Consider the following 14,565-nt stretch of genomic DNA (forward strand, 5'->3'; position numbering starts at 1 on the left):
CACGTCCTCCTTCCAGGTGATCCGCGCCCCCCGGATTCTGCGTCCCTGAAGCCAGGCCTTGGCCGCCGACACGGCCGGCGCGAAGCGGGAATGCCAGCTGGCGAACAGGGTGACGCCCGCGGCCTCCGCCCGCCGCGCCAGGTCGTCCACGTCGCTGAGGGTGGCGGCAGGGGGCTTCTCCAGCAGCACGTGGACGCCTCGCGCGATCGCCAGCCGCGCGTCCTGCGCCCGGCCCACCGGCGGCGTGCACAGCGAGACGGCCTCGACGTCCGGGCAGGCGTAGAGCAGCTCAGCCAGGGAGGTGAAGCTCTTCACCCCGTCCACCCCCGTGGAGCGGCTGGCCGCAGCCGCCAGCTCGAAGTCGGGGCTGGCGGCGATCACCGGCAGGTGCTGGTCGCGGGCGATCTTGCCGACACCGACGATGGCGAGCTTCACGGGCATGGCGGCCTGTTCGGGCTGGATGGGTGGACGTCACTGTCGCCGCAGCGGGCGTCCCTGCCAAACGATCTCGCCGCCATCCCGATGCAGGCCTCAGGCGACGGCGCGATCCGGCTCGACGGCGGCGCGGTGGGTCTCCTGCCACCAGTCCCCCAGGCGGTCGATCAGCGGCACGAGCTTCTCGCCGGCGGCGGTGAGCCGATACTCCACCTGCGGCGGCACGGTCGGGATGACGGTGCGCGTTATCACCCCGCCCGCCTCCAGCTCACGCAGATCCAGCGACAGCATCCGGTGCGAGATGCCGGCGTTGGCCCGCTTCAGCTCGTTGAACCGCATCGGGCCCTTGCTGAGGTAGTAGATGATCAGCGCCCGCCAGCGGCCGGAGATCAGCAGCACGGCCTTCTCAAGCGGGCATTCCGAGACAGCTTCCTTCATCGACGCTCCGACTCCAGTATAATTTATGTAACCGCAGAACATAATTGTGCGTTCTTGCGGCTCGATTCGGCGGCTTTAGTTAAGTGTCTCCGTTTCTTGGAGACACGCGAAATGATCCCGATCCTTTTCTACGGTGTTCCGGAAGGCTGCTCCTTCGGCTCCATCGTCGCCCTGGAGTGGCTCGGCCGGCCCTATCGGCTCTGCCGGATCGACATGCTGCAGAAGCCCGAGCTCTTCACCCGCATCGCGCCGGTGGGCGAGTCGCCGGTCCTCATCACCAGCGAGGGCCGCCAGCTCACCCAGTCGATTGCCATTCTCAATCACATCGCTGCGCATGGCCTTGAGATGGGGCTTGGCCATCGTCAGGGAAGCCCGGCCTTTGACGATCTGAACCGCAGCCTGGCGTTCCTGAGCACCAGCCTGTTCTCGGCCTACAGCCCGCTGTGGTTCTCGCTCAAGTATGAGCTAGACGGCCCGTCGCAGGCCGCGCTGCGCCATCAGGCCGAGACCCTGGTCCGCTCGGCCCATCAGAAGCTGGAGAAGACGCTCCTCCAGGACCGCACCTGGCTCTCGGGCGAGCGCATCGGCGTCGCCGACGCCTACTTCGCGGGCGTCGCGCGGTGGAACGACTACCACAAGGTCTTTGACTGGTCGGAGTTCCCGAAGGCCCAGGCGCTCCTGCAGCGCCTGCAGCAGGACCCTGCGGTCCGCTTTGCGCACGACATTGAGGAGGGCCGCGAGCCTGCAGGCGCCGGCGGTTTCCGCGGCCACGTCAGCGTCGCCGAGGCGGCGGCCGAACTCGGGCTCGCCGAGCCGGCGTGACGGTCGCGCCGGTCGCACCCGAGGCTTTTGAGATTGATTCTCAGGTGCGGCCGGCGTCACCATGCATCCGGATTGCACGGAGGCAGGGATGAAGACGCTCACGCTCGAGGACCTCGACCGGCTCTACAAGCCCGCCTCCAAGTTGGTCCGCGATAAGGTGCTGGACCATGTGGAGGCCCACGGCCGGGCCTTCATCGGCCTGTCACCCTTCTGCGTGGTCAGCTCGGCCGGGCCGGACGGGACCATCGACGTCTCGCCCCGCGGCGGCGAGCCCGGGTTCGTGCACGTCACCGAGGACGGCCGCCACCTCTTCCTTCCCGACCGGCCGGGCAACAACCGCCTCGACACGATCCGCAACCTGCTGGGCGGCCCGGGCCGCATCGGGCTGATGTTCATCATCCCGGGCTTCGACGACGTGTTCCGCGTCAATGGGCGAGCGGAGGCCACCGACGACGCCGACTTGCTGGCCAGCTTCCAGGAGTTCGGCAAGCTGCCGCGGATCGTGGTCCGGGTCGCCGTGGAGGAGGCCTTCCTGCACTGCCCAAAGGCGATCATGCGGGCGAAGCTTTGGGAGCCGGAGGCCCAGGTCCCGCGCGAGCGGCTGCCCAGCGGCGCCCAGATGATCTTCGACCAGCTCCAGCTCGGAAAACCGCCGATCACCGACGAGCAGATCATCGAGAGCTACAAGACTCAGCTCTAAGCGCCGCTTGGCTGACGGAGCGGCGCCCGGTCTAGGTTCGCCTCGGGCGATCTCTGGAGTTCGGGTGTGGAACGGTACGACTACATCATCATCGGCGCCGGCTCGGCCGGCTGCGTGCTGGCCAACCGGCTGACGGAAGATCCGCAGACCAAAGTCCTGCTGGTCGAGGCCGGCGGCAAGGACAAGTCGATGATGGTCACCATGCCGGCCGGCGTCGGCGTGCTGATCCCGACCCAGAACCCGTTCAACTGGGGTTTCTGGACCGAGCCCGAGCCGCACCTGGACGGGCGCAAGCTCTGGTGGCCCAGGGGCCGCGGCTGGGGCGGCTCCTCGTCGATCAACGGCATGGTCTACATCCGCGGCCACGCCCGCGACTACGACCAGTGGCGGCAGATGGGCCTGACCGGCTGGAGCTATTCGGACGTCCTCCCCTACTTCAAGCGCGCCGAGACCCTGGAGGGCGGCGGCGACGCCTGGCACGGGAACGACGGGCCGCTACACGTCTCCAAGGCCGCCAGCAGCCACCCGATCTACAAGGCCGCCATCGAGGCCGGCGCCCAGGCGGGCTATCCCCTCACATCCGACTTCAACGGCTACCAGCAGGAGGGCTTCGGCCCCTACCAGGTCACCATCAAGAACGGCGAGCGCTTCAGCGCGGCGCGGGCCTACCTGCACCCGGCCCTCAAGCGGCCGAACCTGACCTGCCTGGTTTCGGCGCGCACCAGCCGGATCCTGGTCGAGAACGGCCGCGCGGTGGGCGTCGAGATCATCGACGCCAAGAAGCAGACCCGCACCCTCCACGCCGACGCCGAGGTCATCCTGGCGGCCGGGGCGGTGCAGTCGCCGCACATCCTGCAGCTCTCCGGGATCGGCGATCCGGAGGATCTGCGCCCCCACGGCATCGACGTCGTCCACGAGCTGAAGGGCGTCGGCGCCAACCTGCAGGACCACCTGGACGCCTCGATCGCCTACGAGTGCCCGCAGCCGATCACCATCCACTCCATGCGCAAGGGCCACCGCCAGCTGCTCGTGGGCCTGGACTACATGTTCCGCCGCCAGGGGATCGGCCGGCAGAACTTCCTGGAGGCCGGCGCCTTCCTGCGCTCGCACGAAGGCCTCGACCGGCCCGACCTGCAGATCCACACCGTGCTCGCCATCATGCAGGACCACGGCAAGATCAGTCACAAGAAGGACGGCTACACCTTCCACGTCTGCCAGCTGCGCCCCGAGAGCCGCGGCCGCGTGGGGCTCAAGAGCGCCGACCCGCTGGCCGACCCGGCGATCTTCGGCAACTACCTCGCCACCGAGACCGACCGGCGCACCCTGCGCGACGGGGTGAAGATCGTCCGCGAGGTGGCCGCCCAGGCGGCGTTGAAGCCGTTCACCGGCGAGGAGCTGTTCCCGGGCAAGGACGTCCAGACGGACGCCGAGATCGACGCCTGGATCCGCCGCGCGGCGGAGACCATCTACCACCCGGTCGGCACCTGCCGCATGGGCGCGTCCGGCGACGCCATGGCCGTGGTGGACGGCGAGTGCCGCGTCCAGGGCCTGGAGGCGCTGCGCGTGGTCGACGCCTCAGTGATGCCCACCCTCGTCGGCGGCAACACCAACGCCCCCACCATCATGATCGCAGAGAAGATCTCCGACGCCATCCGCGGCCGCGCCTACCTCGCCCCCGAGGAAGCGCCGATCTACGAGCCCGGCGGGGTGCAGGCGGCCTGAGCTAGCCCCAGACCTCGATGTTGTCGCGGCGCTCCACACGGAAGGGGCGTTCGGCCTCCAGGAACGGGAGCAGCCCACAGTCGGCCAGCAGCTCGCGCACCGACCGCTGCGCGGCGTCATCCATGGCGGCGTAGTCGTCGGTGATCCGCTGCCACAGGTACATCGTGTAGGGGGCCGCGCCGCTCTCGAACGGCACGCCGCGGAAACTGGTGCGGACGCGCCCAATCATCCGCTGGTGCGGCTTGGCCGACACCGGCTCGCCCGCCCGGCATCCGTGCTCAGCCACGTCGCGGCTGAGGAACGCCAGTTTGTCGGTGAGCTCAGGGAACAGCTCCTCGGCCGCGTGGGCGAGCAGCGGCCTTAGCGACTGCGGGATCTCGTCGTCCGGCAAGTAGGCGTCGGGGTAGCCCCGATACTCCGGAATGTCGGCATCCGGCGCGTTCATCCGCTCGACCCAGCGATAGACCTTCGGCGCCCGCTGCTTCATTACCGCTTCGGGAACCGGGTCGCGGCCCAGGTGGGCGAACAGCGGCCCGAGCATTCCATAGTCGCCCAGCGAGGCCTGACCGCCGAAAAGGTAGGGATGGTCGGCGAAGTGGGCCTGCAGGATGTCCAGCAGTCGCAGGTAGGACTCTTCGATCGCCGGAACGGTGTCGGGCGTGACGCCGAGCGCCGGCAGATAGGAGGCCATGCGCCCCATCACCGCCGCAGCTGCCTGCGGGTCGCCCCGGCCGGCGAAAGCGTCCTTCAGGAAGCCCAGTTGCTGGTCGGCGTAGGACCAGCGGTAGTGCATGGCGTGGCGGGTCATGCCGACGCTGCCGTAGATCTCCAGCACGTGGGCGGCGATCAGCTGGCGCGGTCCGGAAGGTCGGGCGCTGACCGGCGCGCCCTTCGCCTCGAAGTAGTCGAGGATGTCGACGCTGTCCTGCACGATGGCCCCATCCGGGCAGACCAGGACGGGGATGATCGAGCGCCCGATGCGCGGCATCACCTCGTTGCGATAGGCGGGCTCTCCCGGCGATTTCTCGACATAGCGGACGCCCTGCTTGCGGAGGTAGGCGCGGCTCTTGCCGGTGTAGAGGGAATGTGGCGCGCCGTAGAGGATGTAGGTCCCGCTCATAGGCGCGCCGCCTAGGCCCCGGCCGGCGCGCGGCCCATCACCGTGTCGCGCAGCTTGGCCATGCCCTTGATCCAGCGGTCGTAGTCGCCGGTCTTGCGTTGCATGTAGGTGACCACCTGCTCGTGCGGCAGGATCAGGAAGCTCTCGCGCTCCAGGCCCTCAACGACGCTGCCGGCCACTGCTTCCGGCGTCAGCACCCCGTCCACGGACTGCGAGCCCTTGGCGCCGCCCAGCATCGGGGTGTCCACCGCCTGCGGGCAGAGCAGCGAGACGCGGATGCCGTGGTTCTTGTGGGTGATGGCCAGGCTCTCGCCGAAGCCGATCGCCGCGTGCTTTGTGGTCGAATAGACCGCGCTGCCGATCTGCGAGAGCAGGCCGGCCGCCGAGACGGTGTTGAGGAAGTAGCCCTCGCCGCGGGCGATCATCCCGGGCAGGGCGGCGCGGGCGGCGTAGACGTGGGCCATCACGTTGACCCGCCAGCCCAGCTCCCATGTCTCGTCGGCGGCCGAGGCGGCGTTGTCCACATCCGGGTCGCGGCCGGCGACGCCGGCGTTGGAGCAGAAGAGGTCGATGCGGCCGAACCTCTCCTCGGCGGTGCGGGCCAGCCGCTGAACGTCGGCCTCGCGGGTGACGTCGGCCTTCAGGCCGACTCCGCCGACGGAGGCGGCGACCGCCTCGGCCCCCTCGGCGTTAAGGTCGCCGACCACGATCCCGGCCGCGCCCGCGCCCGCGAACCGCTCGGCCAGCGCCTTGCCGATGCCGCTGGCCGCGCCGGTGACGACGACCACCTTGCCCTGAAGCTTCATCCGTTCCCTCCCAGAAATGGAAAGCCCCTCCCCCGGCGTCCGGAGGAGGGGCTGGTCGGCGTCAGTCCAACCTAGTTGCGGAACACCGCCGCGGTGGACGGATCCTGCGGCATTTCGCGGTACTGCCGCACCTCGTTGCGGCCCACCACCATGTGGTGGACCTCGTCCGGGCCGTCGGCCAGGCGCAGGGTGCGGGTCGAGGTGTACATCCGGGCCAGCGGGGTCTTCTGCGAGACGCCGGTGGCGCCGTGCATCTGGATCGCCTGGTCGATGATCTTGCAGACCCGCTCAGGAATCATGGCCTTGACCATGTGGATCCAGATCTTGGCCTCGTCCCGAGGCAGCACGTCCATGGCCTTCGCGGCCTTGAGCACCATCAGGCGCATGGCTTCGATTTCGATCCGCGCGCGGCTGATGATCTCGATGTTGCCGCCAAGCTGGATGATCGGCTTGCCGAACGCCTCGCGGGTCAGGCCGCGGGTGATCATCAGGTCCAGCGCCTTCTCGGCTTGGCCGATGGCCCGCATGCAGTGGTGGATGCGGCCAGGGCCCAGACGCAGCTGGCTGATCTCGAAGCCGCGGCCCTCGCCCAGCAGCATGTTCTCCTTCGGCACCCGCACATCGGTGAAGCGGATGTGCATGTGACCGTGCGGCGCGTCGGGATCGCCGAACACGTTCATCGGCCCCAGGATCTCCACGCCCGGATGGGGCAGCGGCACCAGGATCTGCGACTGGCGCAGGTGCGGCGGGCCCTCGGGGCTGGTCTGCACCATCACGATCATGATCCGGCAGCGGGGGTCGCCGGCGCCGGAGATGTAGTGCTTCTCGCCGTTGAGGACGTACTCGTCGCCCACCAGGGTGGCGCGCATGCGGATGTTCTTGGCGTCCGACGAAGCCATGTCCGGCTCGGTCATGGCGAAGGCCGAGCGGATCTTCCCTTCCAGCAGCGGCTCCAGCCACTGCTTCTTCTGCTCGGGCGTGCCGACGCGCTCCAGCACCTCCATGTTGCCGGTGTCAGGCGCGGCGCAGTTCATGGTCTCCGAGGCCATCGGGTTTTTGCCGAGCTCGACGGCGATGTAGGCGTAGTCGAGGTTCGACAGGCCCTCGCCGGTGTGGGCGTCGGGCAGGAAGAAGTTCCACAGGCCCTCGGCCTTGGCCTTGTCCTTGGCCGCCTCGAGCACTTCAAGCTGGCCGGGGGCGTAGGACCAGGGGTCCTGCTTGCCCTCGCCGAGCCGCTGGAACTCGGCGCTCATCGGCTGGACGACCTCGCGGATGAAGGTCTTCACCCGGTTGTAGAGCGGCAGCACCTTGTCGGACATGCGCAGGTCGTTCAGCTCGTCCTGCGGGTTCAGCTTGAAGCTGCTCTCCGGCCGTTCGGCGGTCATGGTCATGGGGCGTTCCTCCAAAGCGCTGGGTGCGACACCTTTGGCCCATCCGGCGGCAAAATCAAACAAGCGTTTCACGAAATCTGATTGATCGCACCCTGCGCGGGCCGCCGCCGGGTTGACCTGGCGTCAGGTGACGTCGCGGCGGCCTTGCGGCTCCGCCGCGGAGGCATAGGCTCGGCTTCAAAGAACGAGGTCCTTGGGAGGATCGCCTCATGAGCCCAGCCGACGACGCGCGGTCCGTAGAGCTCGCGCCCCCGTTCAAGCCGCTGCCGCAGAAAGGGCCCGACGTCTCCGTCGAGCGCCGCGCCGACGGGGCGGTGCTGATCTGGTCCAACCACCCGCCGGGCGGGGGCCCGCGCTCCATCGGCCACCTGCTCGCCGAGCGGGCCGCCGAGCATCCGGACCGGCCCTACATCCTGCAGCGCGAGCCCGGCCACGGCCCCTGGCGCGGGGTGACCTATGGCCAGGCCAAGGCCGCCGGGGACGCCATCGCCCAGTGGCTGCTGGACGCGGGGCTGACGAACGACGACGCGGTGATGGTGCTTTCCGGCAATTCGGTGGAGCACGCCCTGGTCATGCTCGGCTGCTACACGGCGGGCGTGCCGATCGCTCCGATCAGCCCGGCCTACTCGCTAATGTCCAGCGACCACGCCAAGCTGAAGCACTGCTTCGGGGTCGTGCGGCCGAAGGTGGTCTTCGCCCAGGACAGCCAGATGTTCGCCGGGGCGTTCGAGGCCTTGCGGGTCCTGGCCCCGGCGCTGAGGTTCGTCACCGTCGACGGCGGCGCGGGAACGATCCCGTTCTCCGAGGTCACCGCCGCAGCGCCCACCGCCGCGGTCGCAGCCGCGCTGGACCGCGTGAACCACGACACCACGGCCAAGTACCTCTTCACATCCGGCTCCACCGGCATGCCCAAGGGCGTGCCGCAGACGCACGGCATGTTCGCCGGCGTCATCGCCGGGCAGGAGGGGCTGCGCGACGAGCCGCCGGAGCCCGATCTCGTGCCCCAGGCCTTGGAGTGGATGCCGTGGAGCCACATCTCGGCCGGCAACATCGGCTTCAACGGCGTGCTGTGGAGCGGCGGGACCCTCTACCTCGACGAGGGCAAGCCGCTGCCGGGCATGTTCGAGACCACCATCAAGAACCTCTATGAGGTCTCGCCGATGGTGTTCGGCTCCGCGCCTATCGCCTTCGGCATGCTGGCCGAGGCCATGGAGCGTGACCCGGCCCTGCGCCGGTCCTTCTTCAAGAACCTGCGCTACATGGGCTACGGCGGGGCGACGTTGTCCAACGACGTCTACGAGCGGATGCAGGCGCTCGCCATCGCCGAGACCGGCTTCCGCATCCCGCTGACGACCATGTACGGCGCGACCGAAACGCAAGGGATCACCGTCGTCCACTGGATCACCGAACGGGTCGGCCTGATCGGCCTGCCGCTGCCGGGCATCACCCTGAAGCTCGTCCCCAACGGGACGAAGTACGAGGTGCGGGTGAAGGGCCCGACCGTCACCCGCGGCTACCACAACGACCCGGAGAAGACCGCCGCCGCCTTCGACGAGGAGGGCTTCTACAGCCTCGGCGACGCCGCCAGGTTCCTCGACCCGGCCCAGCCCGAGCTGGGGCTGGTGTTCGACGGCCGGGTGACCGAGGACTTCAAGCTGGACTCCGGCACCTGGGTCTCGGTCGGCACCCTGCGGCCAGACCTGGTGGCCGCCTGCAGCCCCTACGTCATGGACATCGTCGTCGCCGGCCAGGACAAGCCGTTCGCCGGCGCGCTGATCTGGCCCTCGCCCGCCGCCCTGCCCTCGCTTGGCCCTGATCCGCTGCCCAAGCTGAACGCGCTGCTCGCCGAGCGCCTCGCCGCCTTCAACGCCCAGGCCGGCGGCTCATCGCGTCGGATTGGTCGCTTCCTGGTGATGACCGAGCCGCCGTCGATCGACGCCGGCGAGATCACCGACAAAGGTTATGTGAACCAGCGCGCCACCCTGGAGCGCCGCGCCGCCCTGGTGGACAGCCTCTACGCCCAGCCGCCCGGCCCGGGAGTGATCAGCCTCTGAACGGCTGGCCTGGCGCCCTCCAGTCCCGGTCGGCTACGGAATGACGCCGGTGTCACTTTCAAAGTTGACACCAGCGTCACTTTCGATCAGCTAGTCCCGGCGAACTGGGAGATATGAGATGGCTGATGGCGCCCTTCTGAACCGCGACGCGGCGCGCGAGCAGGCCTTCGCGACCCCGTTGGACCAGCTGAACCCGGCCCAGCCCGCCCTCTTCCAGGCCGACGCCATGTGGCCGATCTTCGACCGCCTGCGGAAGGAAGCCCCGGTCCACTACACGGCCGAGAGCGAGTACGGCCCCTACTGGTCGATCACCAAGTACAACGACATCATGGCGGTGGACACGAACCACCAGGTGTTCTCGTCTGAGGGGGGCATCACCATCGCGGAACAGCAGGGCGACCAGGGTCCCCTGCCGATGTTCATCGCCATGGACCCGCCGAAGCACGACATCCAGCGCAAGACCGTCAGCCCCGCCGTCTCGCCGGCCAACCTCCAGGTGCTCGGCCCGCTGATCCGCGAGCGCGCCGCGATGATCCTCGACTCCCTGCCGATCGGCGAGGAGTTCGACTGGGTCGACAAGGTCTCCAAGGAACTCACCGGCATGACCCTGGCGACCCTGTTCGGGATGCCCCAGGAAGACCGCCGCAAGCTGATCTACTGGTCCGACGTGGTCACCGCCGTCCCCGGCCAGGGCCTGATCGACACCCTCGAGCAGAAGATGCAGATCTTCGTCGAGTACCACGCCTACTTCACCGCCCTGTGGAACGAGCGGGTGAACGCCCCGCCGACCGGCGACCTGGTGTCGATGCTGGCGCACGGCGAAGCGACCCGGAACATGGAGCCGCGCGAGTACTTCGGGAACATCGTGCTGCTGACCGTCGGCGGCAACGACACCACCCGCAACACCATCTCCGGCTCGATCCTGGCGCTGAACCAGAACCCGGACCAGTACCAGAAGCTGCGCGACAACCCCGGCCTGATCGCCTCGATGGTCTCCGAGACCATCCGCTGGCAGACGCCGCTGGCCCATATGCGCCGGCGCGCGACCCAGGACATCGAGCTCGGCGGCAAGCAGATCAAGGCCGGCGACAAGGTCGTCATGTGGTACGTCTCGGGGAACCGCGACGACGAGGTGATCGAGAACCCGAACGCCTACATCATCGACCGCGAACGGCCCCGCCAGCACATCTCCTTCGGCTTCGGCATCCACCGCTGCGTCGGCAACCGCCTGGCCGAGCTGCAGCTGACCATCATCTGGGAAGAGATCCTCAAGCGCTTCCCGGAGATCATCGTCACCGCCGAGCCGAAGCGGGTCTACTCCACCTTCGTGAAGGGCTACGAGACCCTGCCGGTGATGATCCCCCGCCGGAACTAGGGCGGGGCTCAAGAGCGTGGGCCCAAGCGGACGCGGCGAATGTCCTTGAAGGGTGGAGAGGCGACCTTGACGCTTTGCGCGCGGAGTGGCCCGATCTGCCAATGACCACAACCTCAGATCAAATCGAGGCGCAGGTGGCGAAGATCGTCGCTGGTCATGCGGATGTCCCGCTCGAACGGATGACCGGTGGCACTCGGCTCTGGCATGACCTCAAGCTTGCCGGAGACGATTTCGGCGACGTGATCCAGGAGCTTCACCGCACGCTTGGAGTGACCCTGCACGGCGATTTAGGAGACTACTGCCCCACCGAAGCCGATGTGATTTGGGCCGGTTTCTTATGGTGGCCCTTCAAGCGCAAGAAGACTTACCGAAATTTGAGCATCGCCGAGTTGGCAAGGAGCGCCGGTTCAGGCGTGCGCGTCGGCTAGCGGTGGTTAGCGGACCTTCTCTCGGAGGAAAGGACGTCCGGTATCTTCCTCGTAGCTGTAGACGTTCCAGGGTGGGGGCAGGTCGGGCAGCCGCTCCTCGAAACAGGCGATATGGCACCACCAGGTCTTAGTGACTTCGCTCCTTGTGCCGACCGTCAGAGACGTCGGATCAGCCCCTGAATACTCAAGCTTGCCGCAGAAGCAGCAAGGCGTGATTGGATGCGGTTCATCGCTCATCCCCCGAGTCTGCCGACACGATAGAAGGTCCGCAACGGGTTGGAAGGCGGCTTTGGCTTCAAAGCCGCAACCAGACACCTCGGGGGCACCTAGCCAGGCCGCTTGGCTAAAGAGCCGCGCAGCCGGGCATCGCGAGGGATGATGAAGTCAAGCGGATAGGCTTGCCGAGAGGCTACCCAGCCCTTTCTAGGCTCCTTGTCTAGATAGACCACCCACAGGGTCCCGGGGGCGGGCACGTCGAACTTTGGATCGCACGACGCGCCTTGGCCTGTGTTTTTGAAGTCGATGTAGCGGCCATGCACGGTCGCTCCGATGGTCTTGATGACTCGCCCCCGGGCGCTCCATGGCTGCCAATCGTACACCTGACCGAACCCGCGTGCGTTGGTGATTTTGACGACTGCAATCCCGTGCCCCGAGTAGTTCCACGGTGCTGGGGCAACGCGACACGCGTGTGCGCTTGGCGCCGTGAGAATGATCGCCACGCCTGCTAGGCTCAGAAGCTTCGACCGTTGCACCCGCACCGCCTCCGCGCGCCTGCCTGTAGGTCTGCAACAAGGAGCAGGCCAGCGAAGGGTTCGCAACGGGTGGATTGCAGGCAGACGGAGCGGCAATCTCGTCGGATGTCGCGGGTGGACCTAGACACCTTTGTCGCTGAACAGATCGGCCCCCCTCGGCGCCGCTACTGGATCGCGCGTGATCCCGATCCCGCTGATGGACCTCCAAACAGCGTCCGCGGGTGGGCGTTCATCTATGACGAACTCGGCCCCGACGGACAGTGGACGCCGGGTTGGGACACCTGGGAGGAGTCGTTTTGCGAGATACTCCGCTACCCGCCGGAGTACGCCACGGAACCGCTACTTTGGCGGCGCGAGTCGACCGGTGACGCCGTCGATCTCACCTCCCTCAAATCGCGCTACGACGGTAGGGAAGGCAGTAGCTAGGGTCCTCTTCGGTAGCTCGCTCGAGCGTCCGCGACGGGTCGAAAGCAGACGACGGCGCTCGGCCAGGAGGCGGACCTTCCCCGGGTGTGAGTAGGCCCAGGCCGGAACGGCCGCCCGGGGCTGACGTTGGCCAGCCATGGCGCGGCGCCGCTTCATTCAGCCCGACCTCCCATCCCTGGCGGCCGCCGCGCCGGCCAAGGCGCCGCCGACCGGCGCCGGGTGGCGGCATGAGGTGCGGCTCGCGGGCGTTCGGAGGTTATTGCGCATCGAGGGCGGCAAGGCCGTGTGGGACGACGGCGACGCGGGCGGGCTGAAGGCGGTCGGCAGGTCGGCGGCCAAGCTCGCAGACGGCCTCTACGAAGCCGAGCTCTGCGCGCTCGACGCCGAGGATCGCCCGGTCCCGGAGCGGCTCGAGGCGGCGCTAGCGGGCGGCGAGGCGGTGGCCTTCCTGCACGACCTGCTGTTCGAGAGCACGGACGATATCCGCGCCCTGACCCTCGAAGCGCGGCTCGAGCGGCTGGCGGCCACGGCCCGGCCGGCGCTTGGGCCGAAGCTGCGGCTCGTGCAGCCGCTGCCGGGCGGCGGCCAGCCGTTGCTCGACGCGGCCTGCCGCCTCGGGCTTCCGGGGATCGTCAGCCGCCGGCTGGATGCGGCCTACGGAGCGGAGGGCGCGCGGCTGGAAGCGCTCTGCGGGCCGCCGCCGCCCCAGGCCGCCGGCCGCGTCCACGTCGACCGGGCGGACAAGGCGCTCTGGCCTGCGCACGGCGAGGCGCAGCCGGTCACCAAGGCCGACCTCGCCGGCTACTACGAGGCCATCGCCCCCTGGCTGCTGCCCTACATCGCGGGCCGCCCCTGCACCGTCGTCACCGCGCCCGACGGCGTCTTCGGCGAGGTCACCTGGGTGCGCCACGAAGGGCACTGGCAGGGCAGCCTGCGCACCTCGCCGCTGATCACCCATTGGACCGTCGCCGAAAAGGCCAAGACCTATCCCGGATTCGACACGGCCGAGGCGCTGGTCCAGGCGGCCGACATGGCCATCGTCGAGATCCACCCCTGGAACAGCGTGCCGGGCCAGCCGATGCTGCCCGGCCGACTGGTGTTCGACCTCGATCCGGAAGAGGGCCAGGCCCTCGATGAGATCCTCGCCGCCGCCGTTGAGCTGAAGGCGCGTCTGGCGAGGGCGGGCCTCGCCGCCTTCCTGAAGAGCAGCGGCAAGCGCGGCGTCCACCTCGTCACCCCGCTGCTGCAGCGGGAGGACGCACCCACCAGCTGGCAGGCTGCCCGCGACTACGCCAAGCGCCTCTGCCTGGAGATGGCCGCCGACAGTCCGGGCCTCTACACCACCGCTCTGCCAAAGGCGCAGCGGCGGGGGCGCATCTTCTTGGACTACCTGCGCAACGATCCCGGCCACCACGCCGTGGCCCTGCTCTCGCCGCGCGCCGTTGCCGGCGCCCCGGTCTCGATGCCGCTGGACTGGGCCGACGCCCGCAAGGCCCTCGCCGGCCAGCCCTGGACCGTCCGCAACGCCGCCGCCCGCCTTCGCAAGCGCGATCCCTGGGCCGATCTCGAGGCCGCCGCCGCCCCGCTCCCGCCATGAGCCTCCGTAGCACCCCTTAGGGGAACGACCCGAAGTTTCAGGCCCGCGGTCTCCAGGTAGGTATCGCTCCAACGAACACGGGCCCCGAGGGGCCACACTTGGAGCGAGCGATGACCGCCTTCCACCCCGCCCTTATCCAACTCGGCGTCCACCACCGGCCCGAGGGCCTGTCGGACCGCATCGCCTACGGCTTCGTGAAGATGCTCAGGTTCTGCGCCGACACCTTCTTCGCCAAGCGCTACGGCCACCGCGCGGTGGTGCTCGAGACCGTCGCCGCCGTGCCCGGCATGGTCGGCGCCACCCTGAACCACCTGAAGTGCCTGCGCCGGATGGAGGACGACAAGGGCTGGATCAAGACCCTCATGGACGAGGCAGAGAACGAGCGGATGCACCTGATGACCTTCATCGAGGTGGCCAAGCCGACCCTGTTCGAGCGGTTCGTCGTGGTCGCCGCCCAATGGGTGTTCTACCTGTTCTTCTTCGCCCTCTATCTGGTCAG

General features: G+C 68.5%; 13 protein-coding genes. 8 read left to right on the plus strand and 5 right to left on the minus strand.

Going from position 1 to position 14,565, the window contains the following annotated elements; all coding sequences use genetic code 11:
• Both VHK87_RS03870 and VHK87_RS03875 read right to left on the minus strand, forming a co-directional pair.
• Positions 1–441, minus strand: a 441-nt coding sequence (locus tag VHK87_RS03870) for a Gfo/Idh/MocA family oxidoreductase (protein WP_329633580.1), incomplete at its 3' end; no start/stop codon positions are given.
• A 90-nt stretch (positions 442–531) separates the two neighbouring features.
• Positions 532–873 carry a helix-turn-helix domain-containing protein gene (locus tag VHK87_RS03875; protein ID WP_329633581.1) on the minus strand — a complete coding sequence of 114 codons (342 nt, stop codon included), beginning with the start codon at positions 871–873 and terminating at the stop codon, positions 532–534.
• A 111-nt stretch (positions 874–984) separates the two neighbouring features.
• Here VHK87_RS03875 and VHK87_RS03880 point away from each other — a divergent pair, with 111 nt between their 5' ends.
• From VHK87_RS03880 to VHK87_RS03890, 3 genes are all read left to right on the plus strand, one after another.
• Positions 985–1,695, plus strand: a complete 711-nt coding sequence (locus VHK87_RS03880) for a glutathione S-transferase family protein (protein ID WP_329633582.1) — start codon at positions 985–987, stop codon at positions 1,693–1,695.
• 88 nt (positions 1,696–1,783) lie between these two features.
• Positions 1,784–2,395, plus strand: coding sequence for an MSMEG_1061 family FMN-dependent PPOX-type flavoprotein (locus VHK87_RS03885; RefSeq protein ID WP_329633583.1), 612 nt, complete (start codon positions 1,784–1,786; stop codon positions 2,393–2,395).
• Between the two features lie 66 nt (positions 2,396–2,461).
• Complete coding sequence (locus tag VHK87_RS03890) at positions 2,462–4,117, plus strand: choline dehydrogenase (protein WP_329633584.1); 1,656 nt, start codon at positions 2,462–2,464, stop codon at positions 4,115–4,117.
• Between the two features lies 1 nt (position 4,118).
• On the opposite strand, the gene VHK87_RS03895 is transcribed toward VHK87_RS03890, so the two are convergent.
• The 3 genes from VHK87_RS03895 to VHK87_RS03905 all read right to left on the minus strand — a co-directional run bounded on the left by VHK87_RS03895 (position 4,119) and on the right by VHK87_RS03905 (position 7,428).
• Positions 4,119–5,237 (minus strand): glutathione S-transferase family protein, encoded by a 1,119-nt coding sequence (locus tag VHK87_RS03895; RefSeq protein ID WP_329633585.1) that lies wholly within the window; start codon positions 5,235–5,237, stop codon positions 4,119–4,121.
• Between the two features lie 11 nt (positions 5,238–5,248).
• Complete coding sequence (locus VHK87_RS03900) at positions 5,249–6,043, minus strand: SDR family oxidoreductase (protein WP_329633586.1); 795 nt, start codon at positions 6,041–6,043, stop codon at positions 5,249–5,251.
• A 71-nt stretch (positions 6,044–6,114) separates the two neighbouring features.
• Positions 6,115–7,428, minus strand: coding sequence for an acyl-CoA dehydrogenase family protein (locus VHK87_RS03905; RefSeq protein ID WP_414694103.1), 1,314 nt, complete (start codon positions 7,426–7,428; stop codon positions 6,115–6,117).
• Between the two features lie 215 nt (positions 7,429–7,643).
• Between VHK87_RS03905 and VHK87_RS03910 the strand changes: the two genes are divergently transcribed.
• The 5 genes from VHK87_RS03910 to VHK87_RS03930 form a co-directional block, all read left to right on the plus strand.
• Complete coding sequence (locus VHK87_RS03910; RefSeq protein WP_329633588.1) at positions 7,644–9,488, plus strand: AMP-binding protein; 1,845 nt, start codon at positions 7,644–7,646, stop codon at positions 9,486–9,488.
• A 118-nt stretch (positions 9,489–9,606) separates the two neighbouring features.
• The gene (locus VHK87_RS03915; RefSeq protein WP_329633589.1) at positions 9,607–10,863 is read left to right on the plus strand and encodes a cytochrome P450; all 1,257 of its coding nucleotides are present in this window, start codon (positions 9,607–9,609) and stop codon (positions 10,861–10,863) included.
• 134 nt (positions 10,864–10,997) lie between these two features.
• Positions 10,998–11,291 (plus strand): hypothetical protein, encoded by a 294-nt coding sequence (locus tag VHK87_RS03920; protein ID WP_329633590.1) that lies wholly within the window; start codon positions 10,998–11,000, stop codon positions 11,289–11,291.
• Between the two features lie 1,314 nt (positions 11,292–12,605).
• Entirely contained in the window at positions 12,606–14,066 is a 1,461-nt protein-coding gene (gene ligD, locus VHK87_RS03925) for a non-homologous end-joining DNA ligase (RefSeq protein ID WP_329633591.1), read from the plus strand.
• A 110-nt stretch (positions 14,067–14,176) separates the two neighbouring features.
• On the plus strand, positions 14,177–14,565 hold a 389-nt coding region (locus VHK87_RS03930; RefSeq protein WP_329633592.1), incomplete at its 3' end, for an alternative oxidase.

The sequence above is a fragment of the Phenylobacterium sp. genome, assembly GCF_036263695.1.
Classification (GTDB): domain Bacteria; phylum Pseudomonadota; class Alphaproteobacteria; order Caulobacterales; family Caulobacteraceae; genus Phenylobacterium.